Origin of the sequence: Cupriavidus sp. H18C1 (assembly GCF_049311595.1) — a bacterium.
GTDB lineage: Bacteria > Pseudomonadota > Gammaproteobacteria > Burkholderiales > Burkholderiaceae > Cupriavidus > Cupriavidus cauae.
In genome coordinates this window covers 612,291-630,626 of sequence record NZ_CP186008.1, presented here as the reverse complement: position 1 = coordinate 630,626, position 18,336 = coordinate 612,291, and the positions used below count along the sequence as shown (strand labels likewise).

The following is an 18,336-nucleotide window of genomic DNA, read 5'->3' as shown; positions in this document are numbered from 1 at the left end:
GTGCGGCACAGGGTAGGGCGGCGCCGAAAGCAGCGTCAAACGAAGCGATCAGATTTTCATTGGATGAAAATTCTGGTGTGCGCGGGGCCCGGTCGCGTCGCGCGACATCTTGCCTCCCGCGCCAGGCGCGATGGGCAGCAGGTACGTTCAGCGCGCCGTCGCGGCCATCAGCGACATCCCACCCACCAATACGAGACTCAACGCCCAGGCGGCCTCGGTATTGAGCCAGCTGCGCGATACCAGCGCGAGGCCGACGTGGCGATAGGCGACCCACGCCATCGCGCCGCCGCCGGCGATCATCGCCGCGGTGTGGACCAGCGCGACGAGCACGGCCATGCCGGCGTTGCCGAAGGCGAGCGAGGCCGCGGCCTGATGGCCCGTGCCGGCCGCGGTGCCGCAGAGGCCGAGATAGAGCGGCACCAGCATCAGCCCCGCCCCATGCGCCAGCGCGATCGCGAAGGACCACAGGGCCAGCCGCGACGGCGGGATGCGGGCGAGTGCGCGCGCATGGCGCCGCCGCGCCAGCAGCGCGATGCCATAGCCGATCACGAGGGCGGCGGCAACGAAGCGGATCTCGCGCTGCCAGGCGGCCAGCGACGCGAGCAGGCCGAACGGGAGCGTCAGGGCCATCACCGCGCCGGCGTGACCGAGACCCAGATAGCCGAGCGCGGCGAACACGGCGTCGTCGCGCCGCGCCATCAAGCCGTTCGACACGGCGAGCGGCCAGCCCATCGCGGGGCTCAGGCCGTGGTACAGGCCGCTGACCAGCACGCCGGTCCAGAGGCCGGCCTGTTCCCACGTCATCGCGGGCCGACGGAGGGATAGCAGAACGAATCGGTCGAGCAGTCGCCGCCTTCGAGGCGGATCTGATGGGCGCGGTACCCCGCGGGGAACTCGACCCAGAAGTCGTCGGCCAGCGTCAGGCCGCCGTCGGGATCGGCATGCGCCATGACCTGGGCCCCTGGCACGCCGTTGGGATAGAACTGGTTGTCCCAGCTCGAGTAGAGCGAATTGGACCAGTAGACGCGGCGGCCGTCGCGGCTGATCTCGACCATCTGCGGTCCCGCCGCGAACGCCTTGCCGTTCGGATGCGGCGTGCGGCGCGCGATGCCGCCCAGATGAACCGATCCGGTCAGCTTCGGCTTGCGCGGATCGGTGACGTCGTACTGGCGCATCTCGCCGGTGCCCCAGCAGGAAACGTAGAGAAAGCGGTCGTCGAGCGAGAGGTCGATGTCGGTCACCAGCGGCGGCACCGCGCCGAACGCCCGAAGCATCGGCGGCAGCTGATCGGCCGCGGCGGGTTCGGCCGGAATCGTCGCGGTCTTCTCGACGTGGAACTGCCCGTCCTCGCGCCACCACGTCCAGATCGATCCTTCCAGGTTGGTGGTGTCGACCACCACGCCGACGAAGCCGTATTCGCGCACCGGGTCGTGGGCGGGGCGCACTTCGAGCGCCATCTGATGCTGGGCGCCGAGGTCGATGGTCTGCACGTTGCGCCGCGCGCGCAGGTCCCAGAAATGCAGGCGGTGGCCGTAGCGATTGGACAGCAGGTCCTCGGGCACCAGGCCGTTCTCGAACTGCGGCGGCAGCGCCCATTCGCTCGACACCATGTAGTCGCGCGGCAGGTTCCACCAGAAGTCGTAGTGCTTGTCCTGCGGGCCGCGGTCGATCTCCCAGCGCCCCAGCACGTCGAAGGTCTCGCAGTCCATGATGAAGATGCCGGGCGCGCCGTCCGTTCCGTCCTGGCCGCCGCCGCCGAGCGTGCTCACGTAGATCCCCCTCGGGACCGCAGTGCACGGTGTGCGGCCGCGAATACCCGGTCTTGCGAAAGATCTCGTCCGGCTCGATCACGCGGTGGATGGCCGCCTGGGTCGGATGCGGCTTGGTATCGACGATATAGATGCGCGACGAGCGCATGCCGGGGATGATCAGGAAGCGCCGTTCGAGAAACGCGTGCCCCGTCAGCGGGGACAGCGCCGACGAGCAGGCATTCCAGCCGAAGTGGTGCAGTTCGTCGCCGCGGTGGGTCATCGGCACCGTATGCACCACCTGGCTGTAGGTCGGCGAGCCAGGCTTGACGTCGATGACGGCGAGCGCATCGGGCTGCGAGGCATCCGGGCTGAGCATCACCGTGTAGGCGTACTCCTCGGGCGGCGCCTGCATCGCCAGTGCCGGCGAGGCGTGGAATGTGGGATCTGGCCGCAGGCTCATGGAATGGCCCTCCTGGCACGGATATGCCGCGCGAACCTATCTACACTAGGTCGCGGCGAAAGAGGCGTCAACGAAAGGCGGGCCTGCGCTACGAAGGATTTCGAATGAGCTTATGTGTCGTTCGCGCTGTCTTGCCCGCTGTCTTGCGGCGCCTTCCAACGTGCGTGCCGCGATGCCGCGCGCAATGGCTTCCACGATGCGTACCGCGGCAATGGCACCCGCGCACAGGACGCGCGGGCAAGCCCATCGCCGCCGGGCCTCACACCACCTTGCCCGGATTCATCAGCCCCAGCGGGTCCAGCGCCTGCTTGATCGCCCGCATCATCGCCAGCTCGACCTCGCTCTTGTAGCGCCGATTCTCCTCGCGCTTGAGCTGGCCCAGGCCATGCTCGGCCGAGATCGAGCCGCCATGCGCATGCACGCTGTCGTGCACGATGCGGTTGATCGCGTCCTGATGCGCGAGGAAGGCATCGTGGTCCTGTCCCGCCGGGGGCGACACGTTGTAGTGCAGGTTGCCGTCGCCCAGATGGCCGAAGGTCACCATGCGCACGCCCGGAAACGCCGCCTGTAGCTGCGCGTCGGTGCTGGCGATGAAGTCGCCGATGCGCGAGATCGGCACCGCGATGTCGTGCTTGATGTTCTTGCCTTCCTCGACCTGCGCGAGCGGAATGTGCTCGCGCAGGTTCCAGAAGTCGCGCGATTGCTGCACCGATTCGGCCACCACGGCATCGGCGACGATGCCGGCGTCGAAGGCCGCTTCCATCAGCGTCTCGAAGGTGGCGCGCGCATGCTCGGCGCTCTCGCTGTCCGACAGCTCCAGCAGCACCACCTGCGGATGCGGCCGGTCGAACGGATAGCGCAGCTGCGGGTAGTGGCGCGTCACCAGTTCCAGGCACATCGCCGACATCAGCTCGAAGCCGGTCAGCATCGCGCCGGCGTGGCGCTGCGCCAGCGCCAGCAGCGCCAGCGCGGCGCGCGGGTCCTCCACGGCCGCCAGCGCTGTCACGCGTGCGCGGGGCGCGGGGTACAGCTTCATCACGGCCGCGGTGATCACGCCGAGCGTGCCTTCCGCGCCGATGAACAGGTCGCGCAGATCGTAGCCGGTGTTGTCCTTGCGCAGGCCGCGCAGGCCGTGCCAGACCTCGCCGCTGGCGGTCACGACCTCGAGTCCCAGGCACAGCTCGCGCGTATTGCCATAGCGCAGCACGCCGGTGCCGCCGGCGTTGGTGGCCAGGTTGCCCCCGATGGTGCAGCTGCCTTCCGCGGCCAGGCTCAACGGGAACAGGCGGTCGTGCTCGCTGGCCGCCTGCTGGACCTGCTGCAGGATCGCGCCGGCCTCGACGGTGATCGTGTTGTTCAGCGGATCGACCTGGCGGATGCGGTTCAGGCGCTTGAGCGACAGCACCACCGACGGCTGCGAGGCGTCCGGCGTGGCGCCGCCGCACAGGCCGGTGTTGCCGCCCTGCGGCACGATCGCGATCTGGTGCGCATGGCAGGCGCGCACCGCCGCGGCCACCTCCTCGGTGGTGCCCGGCAGCAGCACGGCCAGGGCTTCGCCGGTATAGCGGCGGCGCCAGTCGGTCAGGTAGGCCGCCGTGTCCTCGGCGTCGGTCAGCACATGCGTCGGCCCCAGCGCGGCGCGGCACAGCGACAGGAAGGAGTGGAGGCGGGCGTCGGTCGGGGCTTGCGTCATGGCTGCGGTCGATTCGGTGAAGGTCGATTCGGTGAGGGTCGATTCGATGAGGGTCGATTCGGTGAAGCTCGAAAGCAAGGGCGTGGCGCTTCAGCGCCGCGTTGGCGTGGAAGCCGCTGCGTCGGCATCGGCCTTGTTCCGGGCAGACTCGGGCGCGCGGGTCTGCGCACGCGCACGGCGCTTGTACGGGCGCAGATAGAAGATGGTCGCGAAGAAAAACAGCAGGGTCAGCGCCACCTCGCACCATGCCAGCCACGACGATGGCGCGCGGTCGCTGGTGGCGCGCACGACCCCTTCGGTGAAATACAGCAGGATCAGCATCGACGACCACTGCATCGTATAGCGGTTGCGCGTCAGCATGCCGCGCAGCGGCAGCAGCAGCGGCAGGAACTTGATGATCAGCCAGGAGCCGCCCGGCCGCAGCGGCGCCAAGAACCACTCCCAGGCGATCGACAGCACGATCAGCGCGAGCAGGCTGGCGATGCTCAGGCGATACAGCAGCGGGCTGTGCAGCGCGGCATCGTCGCGGGTATCGGTGTCGCTCATCGCGCGGCTCCGTTGGCGGGGGCGTCCTGCGCAAGCCGCAGCGCGGTCTGCGCGAGCCGCTTGCCCATCGCGATCGCCAGCGCCGATTCGTCTTCGCTGACCGGCCGGCTGTTGTCGCCCAGCGCATGATGGCTCGGACCATACGGCGTGCCGCCGCCCGCGGTCGTCATCAGGCCGCGCTCGCTGTAGGGCAGGCCCATCACCAGCATGCCGTGATGCAGCAGCGGCAGCATCATCGACAGCAGCGTGGTTTCCTGGCCGCCATGCAGGCTGCCGGTCGACGTGAACACGCAGGCCGGCTTGCCGGTCAGCGTGCCCGACAGCCACTCGGCGATGGTGCCGTCGAGGAAGTACTTCATCGGCGCCGCCATATTGCCGAAGCGGGTCGGGCTGCCGAGCGCCAGGCCGATGCACTCGTGCAGGTCGCGCAGCTCGACATACGGGGGACCGTCGGCCGGGATATCGGGCGCGGTGGCCTCGCACACCGTCGACACCGGCGGCACCGTGCGCAGCCGCGCGTGGGCGCCGGGCACGCTGTCGATGCCGGTCGCGATCAGCTCGGCGAGCTTGCGGGTGCTGCCGTGGCGGCTGTAGTAGAGGACCAGGATGTCGGACATAGGGGCGCAGGAGAAAGGCGATCAGGAAGCGGCAGGGAGCGTGCAGCAGGCCGGTCAGGGTGCGGAAAGGGCGCGGTAAGGGCCTCGGCTTGCGGGGCTGCGGCCGCTTCGGCCTGGCGGCACAGGCATCGCGTGCAATGCAACCGGCGTATTATAGTGGCGGGCTCGGCGCCCGCCGCCCTGGAGTTTGCCCCGCATGTCCCATCCCAGTCTGCTGTCCCGCTGCACCAACCGCATCGCGCGCCTGCGCCGCGAATGGAACTGGCAGAAGCTGCGCGCACTGCTGCGCTATGCCGCGCGGCGCGCCGGCGAGGACCGCCTGCCGCAGGTCGCGGCCAGCCTGACCTTCACCACCGTGCTGTCGGTGGTGCCGGTGCTGACGGTCGCGTTCGCGCTGCTCGCCGCCTTTCCGATGTTCGCGAACTTCCGCAACGCCATCGAAGGCTTCCTGTTCCAGAACCTGATTCCGGGCAACCTGACCGACTCGATCACCGGCTATGTCAGCCAGTTCGCGCGCAATGCGAAGGGCCTGACCGCGGTGGGTCTCGTCGGCCTGATGGTCACCGCGGTGCTGACCATGCTGACGGTCGAGGACGCGCTCAACGCGATCTGGCGCGTCAAGCAGAAGCGGCGCTTCGCGCAGCGCGTGCTGGTGTTCTGGGCAGTGCTGACCTGCGGCCCGGTGCTGATCGGCGGCAGCCTGTCGATCAGCTCGTATCTGATCTCGATCTCCGCCGGCTATGTCGGCACGATGCCGTTCGGCGTCGGCTTCGCCGTCAGTCTCGCGCCGGTGCTGCTGTCGGCGATCGCCTTCGCGCTGCTCTATACCGCGGTGCCGAATGCCTATGTCGAATGGCGCGACGCGATCGCGGCGGGGCTGGTGGCCGCGCTGGCCTTCGAGCTGTCCAAGCGCGGCTTCGGCTATTTCATCACGCGTTTCCCGACCTATACCGCGGTCTACGGCACCTTTGCCGCGCTGCCGATCTTCCTGCTGTGGATCTACCTGAGCTGGCTGGTGACGCTGCTGGGCGCCACCATCGCGGCCAACCTGCCGGTGGTGCGGCAGGGCTACTGGCGCCGCCGTACCTTTGCCGGCAGCGAGTTCTACGATGCGCTCGGCGTGCTGTACGTGCTGTACCGCGCGCGCGAACAGGCGCCGCGCAGCGTCGGCGAGCTGGATCTCGGCCGCAAGCTGCGGGTCGAGGCCGACTACCTGGCCGTGCTGCTGGGCAAGCTCAATGCGATGCATCTGGTCGGCAAGCTGCAGCACCATCGCGGCCAGGCGCACTGGGCGCTGCTGTGCGACCCGGCGCGCGTGCCGCTGCGCCTGCTGCACGACCGGCTCGTGCTGAACCTGCCGCGCCTGCCACGCACCGCGGTGGCGCAGCTGCTCAGCGGCGCGGAGGCGTTGCGCGGCGTGCTGGAGAATCCGATGCTCGACAAGACGCTGCAGGAGATCTTCGAGCCGGGCGCGGCATCGCCGCCGCAGACGCCGCAGACGCCGACCCAGGAGGGGCAGCGCCGCACGCTGGAGGTGGTCCCGCCAGGCTGGCACGGGCAGGTCTGAGCGGCGCTTCGGCGCGCCGAAGCGGGGGCGCCGACGACCGCGTCATTCCTGCGAGAGCGGGAAGCCAGCGTCTTTTGAAGCCACTGGCTCGCCGCTCTCGCGGGCCGCAGCGCGAGCGCGCTTAGTCGCGATTCGCCATCACGCGCCGCGCAAAGCCCGCCAGCGCGTCCAGCACCTCATCGGGCTTTTCCCCCATGATCGCGTGGCCGCAAGGCACTTCCACCACGCTGGCGCGCGGCATGCTCGCCGCCAGTGCGCGAGCCGAGCGGGCCGGCGTCATCATGTCCTTGCTGCCGACCACGACCAGCGCCGGGCACTGCAGGCCCGCCGCGGCGCGCTCGCCGTTGGCGTAGGCGTTGCAGGCGGCAAAGTCGGTGTGGAACACCTGGGCCTGCGGATTGCGGCGCCCGACCCGTTCCATCAGCCGCTGGCCGACGCCATGCATCCAGAAGCCCGGACCCGGCGCCGACGGCTTGTTGGCCAGGCTCGAATGCGACCACGCATTGACCATCGCGATGGCCTCGTGCTCGCGGTTCTGCGCGGCATCGAGCAGCGCGTCCGAGACCTTCATCGGATAGGCGGTCGCCAGCAGCCCGATCGCGCGCACCGCATCGGCATGGCGTGCCGCGCATTCGAGCGCGATCAGCGAGCCCATGCTGTGGCCGAACACCAGCGCGGGCGCCGCGACGCCGGCCGCGCGCAGCAGCGCGGCGACCCAGTCGGCCATCTGCTCGACGCTCGCCAGCGGCGGCCCCTCGCTGCGGTTGTGGCCGGGCAGGTCCACCGCCAGCACGGAGAAGCCGTGATGCGCGAACCAGCGCGTCTGCAGGCCCCAGACGCTGTGGTCGTTCTGCGCGCCGTGCACGAACACGGCGCAGGGCAGGGCGGGATCGAAGGGTTTGCCGCCGGTATAGGCGTAGGCCCGCTGGCCATCGACGTTCAGGTACATCAGGCTTTCCCTCCGTTGCTCTTGTTGCCGGCGGCGTTGCTGCTGCCTCCGCCTTTCTCCATCGACTTCTGCGCCGCCTTCAGCCCGCGCTTCAGGTCGTCGATCAGGTCATCCGCATCCTCCAGGCCGATCGACAAGCGGATCGTGCCCTCGGCGATGCCGGCCGAGCGCAGCGCCGCGGCATCCATGCGGAAGTGCGTGGTCGAGGCGGGATGGATCACCAGCGAGCGCGCGTCGCCGACATTGGCCAGATGCGAGAACAGCGTCAGGCTCTCGATGAAGCGCTGGCCGGCGGCGCGGTCGCCCTTCAGGTTGAAGCTGAACACCGCGCCGCAGCCGCGCGGCAGCAGCCGCCTGGCGAGCGCGTGGTCGGGGTGCGATTCGAGCTCGGGGTAGGCCACCGACTCGACCATCGGATGCGAGACCAGGAACTGCACCACGCGGCGCGCGTTGTCGACATGGCGCGCCATCCGCAGCGGCAGCGTCTCGATCCCTTGCAGCAGCTGCCACGCGGCCATCGGGTTCATGCAGGCGCCGAAGTCGCGCAGGCCCTCACGGCGCGCGCGCAGCAGGAAGGGCGCGACGGTGCTTTCCTCGGTGAAGACCATGTTGTGGAAGCCCGCATACGGCTCGGACAGCTCCGGATAACGCCCGGAGGCCTCGAAATCGAAGTTGCCGCCTTCGGCCAGCACGCCGCCGATGGTGGTGCCATGGCCGCCGAGGAACTTGGTCGCCGAGTGGTAGAGCAGCGCCGCGCCATGCGCGAACGGCTGCAGCAGATAGGGCGTGGTGAAGGTCGAGTCGACCAGCAGCGGAATGCCATGCTCGTCGCCGAGCTGCGCCAGCGTCGGGATGTCGAGCACGTCCAGGCCCGGATTGCCCAGCGTCTCGCCGAACAGCAGCCGGGTTTCGGGGCGGATCGCGGCGCGCCAGGCGTCGATGTCGCGCGCCTGCACGAAGGTGGTCTCGATGCCGAAACGGCGCAGCGTGTAGTGCAGCAGGTTGTGCGAGCCGCCGTACAGCGCGGACGAGGCGACGATATGCGAACCGCTGCCCATCAGCGTGGCGATCGCCAGATGCAGCGCTGCCTGGCCCGAGGCCGTGGCGATCGCGCCGACGCCGTTCTCCAGCGCGGCCACGCGCTCCTCGAACACGGCCACGGTCGGATTCGAGATGCGCGAATACACGTGGCCGGCGCGTTCCATATTGAACAGCGAGGCCGCGTGCTCGCTGTCGCGGAACACGAAGGAGGTGGTCAGGTGGATCGGCGTGGCGCGCGCCCCGGTGGCGGGGTCGGGCGCGGCGCCGGCGTGCAGCGCGAGGGTATCGAAACGGGTATCGGACATGGTCTCTATCGAATCGTGGTTCCAGCGAAGCGGTCTGACAGCGGCCGGCAACGGCACGGTTCCGCAGTGCGGGCCGTGCGGCGGCATACGGATGTGCCGGCCTGCATCGTAGCATTGGCCTGCTCGCGGCGGACCGCCTCGCCGCAGGGCCCCGGCTTTACTTGGGCGCCCGCTTTCGGCTAGCATCGGCCCATCTATCGCGGATGGCGCGCAAGGCCTGCGCCGCCACGCGGTTCGGGCGGTTCAGGCAGGCGATGCCCGCCGCCCGCCGCACCGGCATCATCGAGGGGAGACCATTATGAAAGTCAGCGACATCCTGCAGATCAAGGGCAATACGCTCTATACCGTCAAGCCGGATACGTCACTGCTGGAGGCGGTCACCACGATGGCCGAGCGCGACATCGGCTCGCTGGTGGTGATGGAGTACGGCGAGCTGGTCGGCATGCTGACCTTCCGCGAGATCATCCAGACGCTGGCCTCGAACAACGGCAATGTCGGCAACACGACGATCCGCCGCGTGATGGACGACGCGCCGCTGACCTGCACGCCCGAGACCGACGTCAACGAGGTCCGCCGCATGATGCTGGAGCGCCATGCCCGCTATATGCCGGTGCTCGACAGCCGCACGCTGATGGGCGTGATTTCGTTCTACGACGTGGCCAAGGCGGTGGTCGAGGAGCAGAGCTTCGAGAACCGCATGCTCAAGGCCTATATCCGCGACTGGCCGGAAGAGAAGGCCAGCTGAGCCAGACCGGTCTCGCGGAGCGCGGGCGGACCGTGACGGTGCCGCCCGGCGGATTCCAACTGCCCCCGATTCCGATCCCCGCGTCCGCGGAGTCGATCGCGCTTGCCGCGCTGTCCCTTGCGCCGTCCGCGGCGCTCCTTTTCGCGCCGCCCTTCGCGCAGTCTGTCGTACCATCTCCCCGCGCCATTCCCGCACCCCCAGCCCATTCCATGAGCCAATCGAGCCAGTCCCGCCTGCTGCGCGAGCGCCGCTTTGCGCCGTTCTTCTGGACCCAGTTCCTGGGCGCGATGAACGACAACGTGTTCAAGGTCGCGTTCACCTCGCTGGTGACCTACCAGACCGCGCGCTTCGAGGGCGTGGACGGCGCCAGCGCGGCCTTCCTGATCTCGGCGATCTTCATCGCGCCGTTCGTGCTGTTCTCCGCGACCAGCGGCCAGATCGCCGACAAGATCGAGAAGTCGCGGCTGATCCGGTTCGTCAAATCGCTGGAGATCGCCATCATGCTGGTCGGGCTGGCGGGCTTCGCCTGGTATAGCGCGTCGCTGCTGTACCTGACCACCTTCCTGATGGGGCTGCATTCGACGTTGTTCGGTCCGGTCAAGTACGCCTACCTGCCGCAGCATCTGCAGGAGAGCGAGCTGGTCGGGGGCAACGGGCTGGTCGAGATGGGGACGTTCGTTGCGATCCTGCTCGGCACCGTGCTCGGCGGGGAGCTGGCGGCGGCCGGTGGGGCGGCGGCACGGCAAGGCATCCCCGCCACGCTCTATATCGGCGCGGCCTGCGTGGCGCTGGCGATCGCGGGCCGTGTGGCCGCCTCGCGCGTGCCGCTGTCGCCGGCGCCGCAGCCCGACCTGCGGCTGAACTGGAATCCGGTGACAGAGACCTGGCGCAACCTGATGCTGGCGCGCGAGAGCCGCACGGTGTTCCTGAGCCTGCTGGGCATCTCGTGGCTGTGGTTCCTCGGCGCGACCTTCCTGACCTCGTTCTTCGCCTTCGCCAAGACCGTGCTGGGCGGCGACCAGAGCGTGGTGACGCTGCTGCTGGCGGTGTTCTCGGTCGGCATCGGCGTCGGCTCGCTGCTGTGCGAGCGGCTGTCGGGCCGGCATGTGGAAGTCGGGCTGGTGCCGTTCGGCTCGATCGGCATGACGGTGTTCGCGATCGACCTGTACTTCGCCAGCCGCGGCCAGGCGCCGGCCACGCTGAGCGGCGTCGCGGCCTTCATCGCCGAGCCCGCGCACTGGCGCGTGCTGGCCGACCTGTTCCTGCTGGCGATGTTCGGCGGCTTCTACAGCGTGCCGCTGTACGCGCTGATCCAGAGCCGCAGCGCGCCGACGCATCGCGCGCGCATCATCGCCGCCAACAACATCCTGAACAGCCTGTTCATGATCGCCTCGGCGCTGTTGGCGATGGCGATGACCGGCGCCGGCTACAGCATTCCCGAGCTGTTCCTGGCGGTGGGGCTGCTCAATGCGGTGGTGGCGATCTACATCTATTCGGTGGTGCCGGAATTCCTGCTGCGCTTCGTCGCCTGGATCCTGGTGCATACGGTGTACCGGCTCAAGCGGACCCACGCCGACCGTATTCCCGCCGAGGGGCCGGCCGTGCTGGTCTGCAATCACGTCAGCTTCGCCGACGCGGTGGTGCTGATGGCGGCCAGCCCGCGGCCGGTGCGCTTCGTGATGGACCACCGCATCTTCGGGGTACCGTTGCTGTCGTGGTTCTTCCGGCAGGCGCGCGCGATTCCGATCGCGCCCGCGCATGAAGACCCGCAGACGCTGAAGCAGGCCTACGACGAGGTCGCGCGCGCGCTCGCCGGCGGCGAGCTGGTCTGCATCTTCCCGGAGGGCAAGATCACCGCCAGCGGCGACATCAATCCGTTCAAGCAGGGCGTGCAGCAGATCGTGCGGCGCACGCCGGTGCCGGTGGTGCCGATGGCGCTGCGCGGCCTGTGGGGCAGCTTTTTCTCGCGCAAGGGCGGGGCGGCCATGACGCGGCCGTTCCGGCGCGGCATCCTGTCCCGGCTCGAACTGGTGGTGGGCGAGCCGATCGACCCCGAGCAGGCCACGCCGGAAGGCCTGCAGCAGGTGGTGCAGGGTCTCCGGGGCGAATGGCGGTAGCCGGCGCGGCCACACGAGCAGCGGGGCAGCAGGGGCAGCGGGAGCAGCGAGAGCAGCGGGAGCAGCTGGAGCAGCTGGAGCAGCGGGGCGGCAGGGCGGCAGGGCGGCAGGGCGGCAGGGCAGCGGGGCGGCGCCGTGGCGTGACGCCAGGCCGTACAATGTAGGCCTTTCCCAATTCCTGCGTGGTTTTCATCATGTCCGGCAATACCCTCGGCCTGCTCTTCACAGTCACCACCTTCGGCGAGTCGCACGGACCCGCCATTGGCGCGGTGGTCGATGGCTGCCCGCCGGGCATGAGCCTGTGCGAGGCCGATATCCAGGGCGACCTGGATCGCCGCAAGCCGGGCACGTCGCGCCACGTGACGCAGCGCAAGGAGCCGGACCAGGTCGAGATCCTGTCGGGCGTGTTCGAGGGCAAGACCACCGGCACGCCGATCTGCCTGCTGATCCGCAATACCGACCAGCGCAGCAAGGACTACGGCAATATCGTCGAGACCTTCCGTCCGGGCCACGCCGATTACACCTACTGGCAGAAATACGGCATCCGCGACCATCGCGGCGGCGGCCGTTCGTCGGCCCGGCTGACCGCGCCGGTGGTGGCCGCCGCCGCGGTCGCGCGCAAATGGCTGCGCGAGCAGTACGGCACCGAGATCCGGGGCTATATGTCGCAGCTGGGCGAGATCCAGGTGCCGTTCACCGATTGGGCCGAGGTGCCGCGCAATCCGTTCTTCGCCGCCGACGCCAATATCGTCCCCGAGCTGGAAACGTATATGGATGCGCTGCGCCGCGACGGCGATTCTGTCGGCGCCCGCATCGAGGTGGTGGCCAGCGGCGTGCCGGTGGGCCTGGGCGAGCCGCTGTTCGACAAGCTCGACGCCGATATCGCGCACGCGATGATGGGCATCAACGCGGTCAAGGGCGTCGAGATCGGCGCCGGCTTCGCCAGCGTGGCACAGCGCGGCAGCGTCCATGGCGACGAGCTGACCGCGGCGGGTTTCCGCACCAACAATGCCGGCGGCGTGCTGGGCGGCATCTCGACGGGTCAGGACATCACCGTGTCGCTGGCGATCAAGCCGACCTCCAGCATCCGCACCCCGCGCGAATCGATCGACAAGGCCGGACAGGCCGCCACGGTCGAGACCTTCGGCCGCCACGACCCCTGCGTGGGCATTCGCGCCACGCCGATCGCCGAGGCGATGCTGGCGCTGGTGCTGATGGACCATGCGCTGCGTCATCGCGCGCAATGCGGCGACGTGCGGGTGGAGACGCCGCGCATTCCGGCGCAGGCGCCGAAGCCCCAGGGCTGAGCGGCAGGGTTTCCGCTCTCTCCCGCTGGCGGGAGACGGTCCCAAGGCGCAGGGTTGAGCGGCAGGTTTTCTCCCCCTCTCCCGCTTGGGGAGAGGGACGGGGGAGAGGGCAAGGGGCGTCACCAGTGGCTGACCACGCTGGTCTTGCAACTGCCCGTGCCCTCTCCCCCCAACCCCTCTCCCCGCCAAAGCGGGAGAGGGGAGCCTGATTCGGGGCGCGTCGCCTCTATCCGGCGATCGCCGCCACCCTCTCCCCGATCGCCAGCGACGCCGTCAGCCCCGGCGATTCGATCCCGAACAGATGCACCAGCCCCGGCACGCCATGCGTGGCCGGGCCGTCGATGCGGAAGTCCGCGGCCGGCTCGCCCGGGCCGCTGATCTTCGGGCGGATGCCGGCATAGCCCGGCTGCAGGGCCCCGTCCGCCAGCGCCGGCCAGTAGCGCCGCACCTCGTCATAGAAGCTGTCGGCATCGTGCGGATCGACGCCATATTCGATCTGGTCGATCCATCGCACATTCGGGCCGAAGCGGGCCTGGCCGCCCAGGTCCAGTGTCAGATGCACGCCCAGGCCGGCCGCCTCGGGCACCGGATAGATCAGGCGCGAGAACGGCGCGCGGCCGGCCAGCGTGAAATAGCAGCCCTTGGCGTAGTACTGCGGCGGGACATGCGCCGCCGGCATGCCGTCGATCCGGCGCGCCAACTCGGGCGCCGTCAGCCCCGCGGCATTGACGACGGTGCGCGCCAGCAGCGTGGTCGCGGTATCGCTGCCGACTTCCAGCACGATGCCGTCGGCGGTGACCGCACCGGTCAGCACCGGCGAACATACCGCCAGCATCGCGCCGGCCTGCTCGGCATCGCCCAGCAGCGCCAGCATCAGCCCGTGGCTGTCGACGATGCCGGTCGACGGCGACAGCAGCGCCGCCTCGCATTGCAGGTTCGGCTCGAGTTCCAGCGCCTCGTCGCGCGACAGCAGGCGCAGGTCGTCGACGCCGTTGGCGGCCGCCTTTGCGCGGATGCCTTCGAGCGTGGCGACCTGCGCCGCGCTGGTGGCGACGATCAGCTTGCCGCAACGCTGGTGGGCGATCTGGTGGCTCCGGCAATAGTCGTACAGCATCGCCTTGCCCTGCACGCACAGTTGCGCCTTCAGCGAGCCGGCCGGGTAGTAGATGCCCGCGTGGATCACCTCGCTGTTGCGCGCGCTGGTGATCGTGCCGAAGGTGTTCTCCGCCTCCAGGATCACCACTTCGCGCCCTTGCCGGGCGAGCGCCCGCGCGACCGCCAGGCCCACCACGCCGGCGCCGATCACCACGCAATCCACTGATTCCATGCCTTGCTTTCCTTGTTCTGCCTTGCGTTGCTTTAAGTTGCTTTGCCTTGTGTCTCGAGCGCGCCGGTGCGGGACAGCGACTGCCATCGCGAACCGGCTCGCTCGTCTCGTCGATCAATCCAGGTCGAGCCCCATGCGCGCCGCCGCGGCTTCCAGATGGCGGCGGGCGGCTTGCCGTGCCGCGCCGGCGTCGCCGGCCGCGATCGCCTCGGCCAGGGCCGCATGTTCTTCCTCGGCCGCGCCGGGCCCGCCGCGATAGCGGGCGGCGTTTTCCCAGGCCAGCCGGCGTGCGGCGAGCAGCTGCTGGCCGACGAAATCGGTCAGCCCCGCCATATACGGGTTGTGCGCCGCCTGCGCGATGGCCTGGTGGAATGCCACGTCGGCCGCCGCCGCGCTGGCCGGGTCGTCGCGCTGCGCGCGCATCGCGGCCAGCGCGGCGTGGATCGCGGCCAGATCGGCCTCGGTGCGGCGGCGCGCGGCCAGCTCGGCGCAGGCCGTCTCGGCCATCACGCGCAGTTCGAACAGCTGCGCCAGCGTCGGCGCGGTGCCGGGGTCGCCGTCCGCGCCGGCGGCGTCCCCCGCGCAGCCGCCAGACCTGTCCGCCGGGCGTGTCGGAGACGTAGGCCCCGGACCCTTTGCGCGTGACCAGCACGCCGTCGGCCTTCAGTTGCGCGATGGCCTCGCGCACAATCGGCCGGCTGACGCCGAAGGCGGCCGCCAACGCGGACTCGGCCGGCAGGCGGGCACCGGCGACGAAGCGGCCGGCACCGATATCGGCGCGGATCGCGTCGGCGATGCGTGAAGCCAGGGAGGAGGGGCGGGTGAGCGGTTCCAAGCGGAGCGTTCCGGCGGCTTGTGCGGGGCTTGTGAATACGGGAGGACCGGCGTCAAGCCGGCCCGCTGCATAAATCTGTAAGGCTATCAGACAGCTTTTGCGCGATTTTGGCCCGCCTTTGCGCCGACGTCAAGGCGCGGACGACGGGCCACCGGTGCGCGCCGTGCCCGCTCCGTCCCGCCTTGCGCGCCGCTGTCGGCGCCGGCGCCAAGGTGCGGCGACGGGCCGCCGGTTCCAGCCGTGCCGCCGTCCTCCGCCCCGCCAATCGTTCCGCTATCCCCCCTTAGGTAGGGGGTTGCTAAACCTTTGAGGCGTGGCGCCGATAGCTGTGGAATCGGGAAGGCGCGACCGCGGCCCGGCGGCCGCCTCCGCACAGACGCCCACGCCGGTGGGCAAAGAGACTGGGATGCCCATGATTCCTCTGACACCGAACGACCTGCCGGTCGGCCAGCCCTTGCCCTGGTCGCTGCTCGATGGGCAGGGCAACCTGCTGCTCGGCAGCGGCAAGGTACTCGCCGACGGCCGCGACGTTGCGCTGGTCTTTCGCCACGGCTCGGTATGCCGGCCCGATCCGCTGCCGGTCTCGCTGCCGGCCGACGATGCCGCGCCGGCGGACGCGGTGGCCCCGCAGGCGTCGGGCCCGCTCGGGCTGCAGGTCGGCACGCTGCTGCAGATCAAGGCGCCCGACGACGGCGGCCGTGCCGCGGCGAGCCGGCTGATCGGCTTTATCGACCAGGGGCTGTTCGTCAGCTGGCCGCAGTTCGGCGGCAAGGATGCTACCTTCCGGGCGGGCGAGGAGGTGCTGCTGCGCGGCTTCACCGGACGGTCGATCCACAGCTTCCGCTGCACCGTGACCGCGGTGTGCCGCAGCCCGTTCCGCTATCTGGTGCTGTCCGTTCCCACCGAGGTGCAGCAGGTGCCGGTGCGCAGCAGTCCGCGCGTGCAGACCCGGCTGGCGGCGCAGCTGATGCATCAGGACGACGAGACGGCGAGTGCGCCGCGCCTGGCGGTGCTGTCGGACCTCAGCGCCGGCGGCGCGCTGGTGCAGACCGCGGCGCCGCTGCCCGCGCCCGGCACGCGCCTGCAGCTGCGGTTCGTGCTGCGGACGGTCGGCACCGACAGCGAGATCACGGTCGACGCGTGGGCGCGCAATCCCGCGCGCGACGACGGCGACGCCGAGTTTCCGGCGTTCGGCGTGGCGTTCGATCTGCTGGGGGGAAAGGGAGGCCGCGCTATTGCACTGCTATATCTACGAGCAGCTGCTGGCCGCGGCGAGGATGCCGGTGTAGGGGGGATGGCTCCCTCTCCCGCGCCGCGGGAGAGGGGCTGGGGGGAAGGGCAGCACCGCGTGGCGGTGCGCCTGCTTACATCCCCACGTAGTTCGGACCGCCGCCGCCTTCCGGCGTCACCCAGACGATGTTCTGGGTGGGGTCCTTGATATCGCAGGTCTTGCAGTGGACGCAGTTCTGCGCGTTGATCTGCAGGCGCTGGCCGCCGCGTTCCTCGTCGGCGACGAACTCGTACACGCCCGCCGGGCAATAGCGGCTTTCGGGGCCGGCGTACTTGTCCAGGTTGATCTGCACCGGCACGCTCGCATCCTTGAGCGTCAGGTGAGCGGGCTGGTTTTCCTCATGGTTGGTGTTGCTGATGAACACCGAGCTGAGGCGATCGAAGGTCAGCTTGCCGTCCGGCTTCGGATAGACGATCTGCTGGCATTCGGCGGCCGGCTTCAGGTAGACGTGGTCCGGCTTCTCCCGGTGCAGCGTCCACGGCGGGTTGCGGATGCCGAGCTTGGGCAGCAGCCATTGCTCGATGCCGGTCATCAGCGTGGCGGTGGTGCGGCCCTTCTTGAACCACTGCTTGAAGTTCTTCGCCTGCAGCAGTTCCTTGTACAGCCAGCTGTTCTCGAACGCGGCCGGGTAGGCGGTCAGCTCGTCGTGCTGGCGGCCGGCCTGCAGCGCCTCGAAGGCGGCCTCGGCGGCCAGCATGCCGGTCTTGATCGCGGCGTGGCTGCCCTTGATGCGCGAGGCGTTCAGGTAGCCGGCGTCGCAGCCCACCAGCGCGCCGCCCGGGAAGATCGTCTTGGGCAGCGACAGCAGGCCGCCCGCGGTGATCGCGCGCGCGCCGTAGCCGATCCGCTTGCCGCCTTCGAAGTACTGGCGGATCTCCGGATGGGTCTTGAAGCGCTGGAACTCCTCGAACGGCGACAGCCACGGGTTGGTGTAGTCCAGGCCCACGACGAAGCCCACCGCGACCTTGTTGTCCTCCATGTGATAGAGGAAGGAGCCGCCGTAGGTCGCCGGGTCCAGCGGCCAGCCCGCGGTATGGACCACGAGGCCGGGCTTGTGCTTGGCCGGGTCGATCTCCCACAGCTCCTTCAGGCCGATGCCGTAGCTCTGCGGGTCCTTGCCGGCGTCGAGGCGGAAACGTTCGATCAGCTGCTTGCCCAGATGGCCGCGCGAGCCTTCGGCGAAGATCGTGTACTTCGCGTGCAGCTCCATGCCGAGCTGGAAGTTGTCGGTGGGCTCGCCGTCCTTGCCGATGCCCAGGTTGCCGGTGGCCACGCCCTTGACCGAGCCGTCCTCGTTGTACAGCACCTCGGCGGCCGGGAAGCCCGGGAAGATCTCCACGCCCAGCGCCTCGGCCTGCTGGCCGAGCCAGCGCACGAAGTTCGACAGGCTGACGATGTAGTTGCCTTCGTTATGGAAGCACTCGGGCAGCAGCGCCGGCGGCGTGCCGCGCGAGCCGGTCTCGTTCAGGAACAGGAACTGGTCCTCGGTGACCGGCTGGTTCAGCGGGGCGCCGAGCTCCTTCCAGTTCGGCAGCAGTTCGTTCAGCGCGCGCGGGTCCATGATCGCGCCCGACAGGATGTGGGCGCCGGGCTCCGAACCCTTCTCCAGCACGCAGACATTGACTTCACTGCCGTTGTCCTGCGCCAGCTGTTTCAGGCGGATGGCCGTCGCCAGGCCGGCGGGACCGCCGCCGACGATGACGACATCGTATTCCATGGATTCGCGGGGGCCGAACTGCTCCACGAGCTGCTGCTGGTCCATTGTCTCTAACCCTCTTTTGTTGC

General features: G+C 69.5%; 13 protein-coding genes and 2 pseudogenes. 5 read left to right on the top strand and 10 right to left on the bottom strand.

Features of this window, described 5'->3' with window-relative positions:
* Positions 1-147: 147 nt before the first annotated feature.
* The 5 genes and pseudogenes from OJJOAM_RS02920 to wrbA all read right to left on the bottom strand — a co-directional run bounded on the left by OJJOAM_RS02920 (position 148) and on the right by wrbA (position 5,067).
* Positions 148-804: a hypothetical protein gene (locus OJJOAM_RS02920; RefSeq protein ID WP_422648815.1), complete on the bottom strand. Its 657-nt coding sequence runs from the start codon at positions 802-804 to the stop codon at positions 148-150.
* Positions 801-2,211, bottom strand: a pseudogene (locus OJJOAM_RS02915) (selenium-binding protein SBP56-related protein). Before OJJOAM_RS02915 ends, OJJOAM_RS02920 begins: the two are co-directional and overlap by 4 nt.
* A gap of 259 nt (positions 2,212-2,470) precedes the next feature.
* The gene (locus tag OJJOAM_RS02910; RefSeq protein WP_422648814.1) at positions 2,471-3,904 is read right to left on the bottom strand and encodes an FAD-binding oxidoreductase; all 1,434 of its coding nucleotides are present in this window, start codon (positions 3,902-3,904) and stop codon (positions 2,471-2,473) included.
* Positions 3,905-3,994: 90 nt separating this feature from the next.
* Positions 3,995-4,450, bottom strand: a complete 456-nt coding sequence (locus tag OJJOAM_RS02905) for a DUF2069 domain-containing protein (protein ID WP_422648813.1) — start codon at positions 4,448-4,450, stop codon at positions 3,995-3,997.
* The gene (gene wrbA / locus OJJOAM_RS02900) at positions 4,447-5,067 is read right to left on the bottom strand and encodes an NAD(P)H:quinone oxidoreductase (protein WP_422648812.1); all 621 of its coding nucleotides are present in this window, start codon (positions 5,065-5,067) and stop codon (positions 4,447-4,449) included. Before wrbA ends, OJJOAM_RS02905 begins: the two co-directional genes overlap by 4 nt.
* A 196-nt stretch (positions 5,068-5,263) precedes the next feature.
* Here wrbA and OJJOAM_RS02895 point away from each other — a divergent pair, with 196 nt between their 5' ends.
* A complete protein-coding gene (locus OJJOAM_RS02895) occupies positions 5,264-6,634 on the top strand; it encodes a YihY family inner membrane protein (RefSeq protein ID WP_422648811.1) in 1,371 nt (456 codons plus the stop codon).
* Between the two features lie 121 nt (positions 6,635-6,755).
* On the opposite strand, the gene OJJOAM_RS02890 is transcribed toward OJJOAM_RS02895, so the two are convergent.
* Positions 6,756-7,583 carry an alpha/beta fold hydrolase gene (locus OJJOAM_RS02890; RefSeq protein WP_422648810.1) on the bottom strand — a complete coding sequence of 276 codons (828 nt, stop codon included), beginning with the start codon at positions 7,581-7,583 and terminating at the stop codon, positions 6,756-6,758.
* The gene (locus OJJOAM_RS02885) at positions 7,583-8,929 is read right to left on the bottom strand and encodes an O-acetylhomoserine aminocarboxypropyltransferase (RefSeq protein WP_422648809.1); all 1,347 of its coding nucleotides are present in this window, start codon (positions 8,927-8,929) and stop codon (positions 7,583-7,585) included. Before OJJOAM_RS02885 ends, OJJOAM_RS02890 begins: the two co-directional genes overlap by 1 nt.
* Before the next feature lie 298 nt (positions 8,930-9,227).
* Here OJJOAM_RS02885 and OJJOAM_RS02880 point away from each other — a divergent pair, with 298 nt between their 5' ends.
* The 3 genes from OJJOAM_RS02880 to aroC all read left to right on the top strand — a co-directional run bounded on the left by OJJOAM_RS02880 (position 9,228) and on the right by aroC (position 13,098).
* A complete protein-coding gene (locus tag OJJOAM_RS02880; protein ID WP_149319249.1) occupies positions 9,228-9,674 on the top strand; it encodes a CBS domain-containing protein in 447 nt (148 codons plus the stop codon).
* 209 nt (positions 9,675-9,883) lie between these two features.
* On the top strand, positions 9,884-11,791 hold the full coding sequence (locus OJJOAM_RS02875) for an MFS transporter (RefSeq protein WP_422648808.1): 1,908 nt from the start codon (positions 9,884-9,886) through the stop codon (positions 11,789-11,791).
* Positions 11,792-11,985: 194 nt separating this feature from the next.
* A complete protein-coding gene (aroC, locus tag OJJOAM_RS02870) occupies positions 11,986-13,098 on the top strand; it encodes a chorismate synthase (protein ID WP_422648807.1) in 1,113 nt (370 codons plus the stop codon).
* Positions 13,099-13,324: 226 nt separating this feature from the next.
* On the opposite strand, the gene OJJOAM_RS02865 is transcribed toward aroC, so the two are convergent.
* Positions 13,325-14,425: an NAD(P)/FAD-dependent oxidoreductase gene (locus tag OJJOAM_RS02865; RefSeq protein ID WP_422648806.1), complete on the bottom strand. Its 1,101-nt coding sequence runs from the start codon at positions 14,423-14,425 to the stop codon at positions 13,325-13,327.
* Positions 14,426-14,539: 114 nt separating this feature from the next.
* Positions 14,540-15,260: pseudogene (locus OJJOAM_RS02860) on the bottom strand (FadR/GntR family transcriptional regulator).
* 412 nt (positions 15,261-15,672) lie between these two features.
* Between OJJOAM_RS02860 and OJJOAM_RS02855 the strand changes: the two are divergent.
* Positions 15,673-16,698, top strand: a complete 1,026-nt coding sequence (locus OJJOAM_RS02855; RefSeq protein ID WP_422648805.1) for a flagellar brake protein — start codon at positions 15,673-15,675, stop codon at positions 16,696-16,698.
* Here OJJOAM_RS02855 and OJJOAM_RS02850 read toward each other — a convergent pair.
* The gene (locus OJJOAM_RS02850) at positions 16,625-18,313 is read right to left on the bottom strand and encodes an electron transfer flavoprotein-ubiquinone oxidoreductase (protein WP_149319244.1); all 1,689 of its coding nucleotides are present in this window, start codon (positions 18,311-18,313) and stop codon (positions 16,625-16,627) included. The two genes, OJJOAM_RS02855 and OJJOAM_RS02850, sit on opposite strands and share 74 nt — an antisense overlap.
* Between the last annotated feature and the right edge of the window lie 23 nt (positions 18,314-18,336).

Excerpts from the sequence above, each read along its gene's own strand:
- OJJOAM_RS02920 (WP_422648815.1), bottom strand. The coding sequence starts at position 804 with ATGACGTGGGAACAGGCCGGCCTCTGGACCGGCGTGCTGGTCAGCGGC.
- OJJOAM_RS02910 (WP_422648814.1), bottom strand. The coding sequence starts at position 3,904 with ATGACGCAAGCCCCGACCGACGCCCGCCTCCACTCCTTCCTGTCGCTG.
- OJJOAM_RS02905 (WP_422648813.1), bottom strand. The coding sequence starts at position 4,450 with ATGAGCGACACCGATACCCGCGACGATGCCGCGCTGCACAGCCCGCTG.
- wrbA (WP_422648812.1), bottom strand. The coding sequence starts at position 5,067 with ATGTCCGACATCCTGGTCCTCTACTACAGCCGCCACGGCAGCACCCGC.
- OJJOAM_RS02895 (WP_422648811.1), top strand. The coding sequence starts at position 5,264 with ATGTCCCATCCCAGTCTGCTGTCCCGCTGCACCAACCGCATCGCGCGC.
- OJJOAM_RS02890 (WP_422648810.1), bottom strand. The coding sequence starts at position 7,583 with ATGTACCTGAACGTCGATGGCCAGCGGGCCTACGCCTATACCGGCGGC.
- OJJOAM_RS02885 (WP_422648809.1), bottom strand. The coding sequence starts at position 8,929 with ATGTCCGATACCCGTTTCGATACCCTCGCGCTGCACGCCGGCGCCGCG.
- OJJOAM_RS02880 (WP_149319249.1), top strand. The coding sequence starts at position 9,228 with ATGAAAGTCAGCGACATCCTGCAGATCAAGGGCAATACGCTCTATACC.
- OJJOAM_RS02875 (WP_422648808.1), top strand. The coding sequence starts at position 9,884 with ATGAGCCAATCGAGCCAGTCCCGCCTGCTGCGCGAGCGCCGCTTTGCG.
- aroC (WP_422648807.1), top strand. The coding sequence starts at position 11,986 with ATGTCCGGCAATACCCTCGGCCTGCTCTTCACAGTCACCACCTTCGGC.
- OJJOAM_RS02865 (WP_422648806.1), bottom strand. The coding sequence starts at position 14,425 with ATGGAATCAGTGGATTGCGTGGTGATCGGCGCCGGCGTGGTGGGCCTG.
- OJJOAM_RS02855 (WP_422648805.1), top strand. The coding sequence starts at position 15,673 with ATGATTCCTCTGACACCGAACGACCTGCCGGTCGGCCAGCCCTTGCCC.
- OJJOAM_RS02850 (WP_149319244.1), bottom strand. The coding sequence starts at position 18,313 with ATGGACCAGCAGCAGCTCGTGGAGCAGTTCGGCCCCCGCGAATCCATG.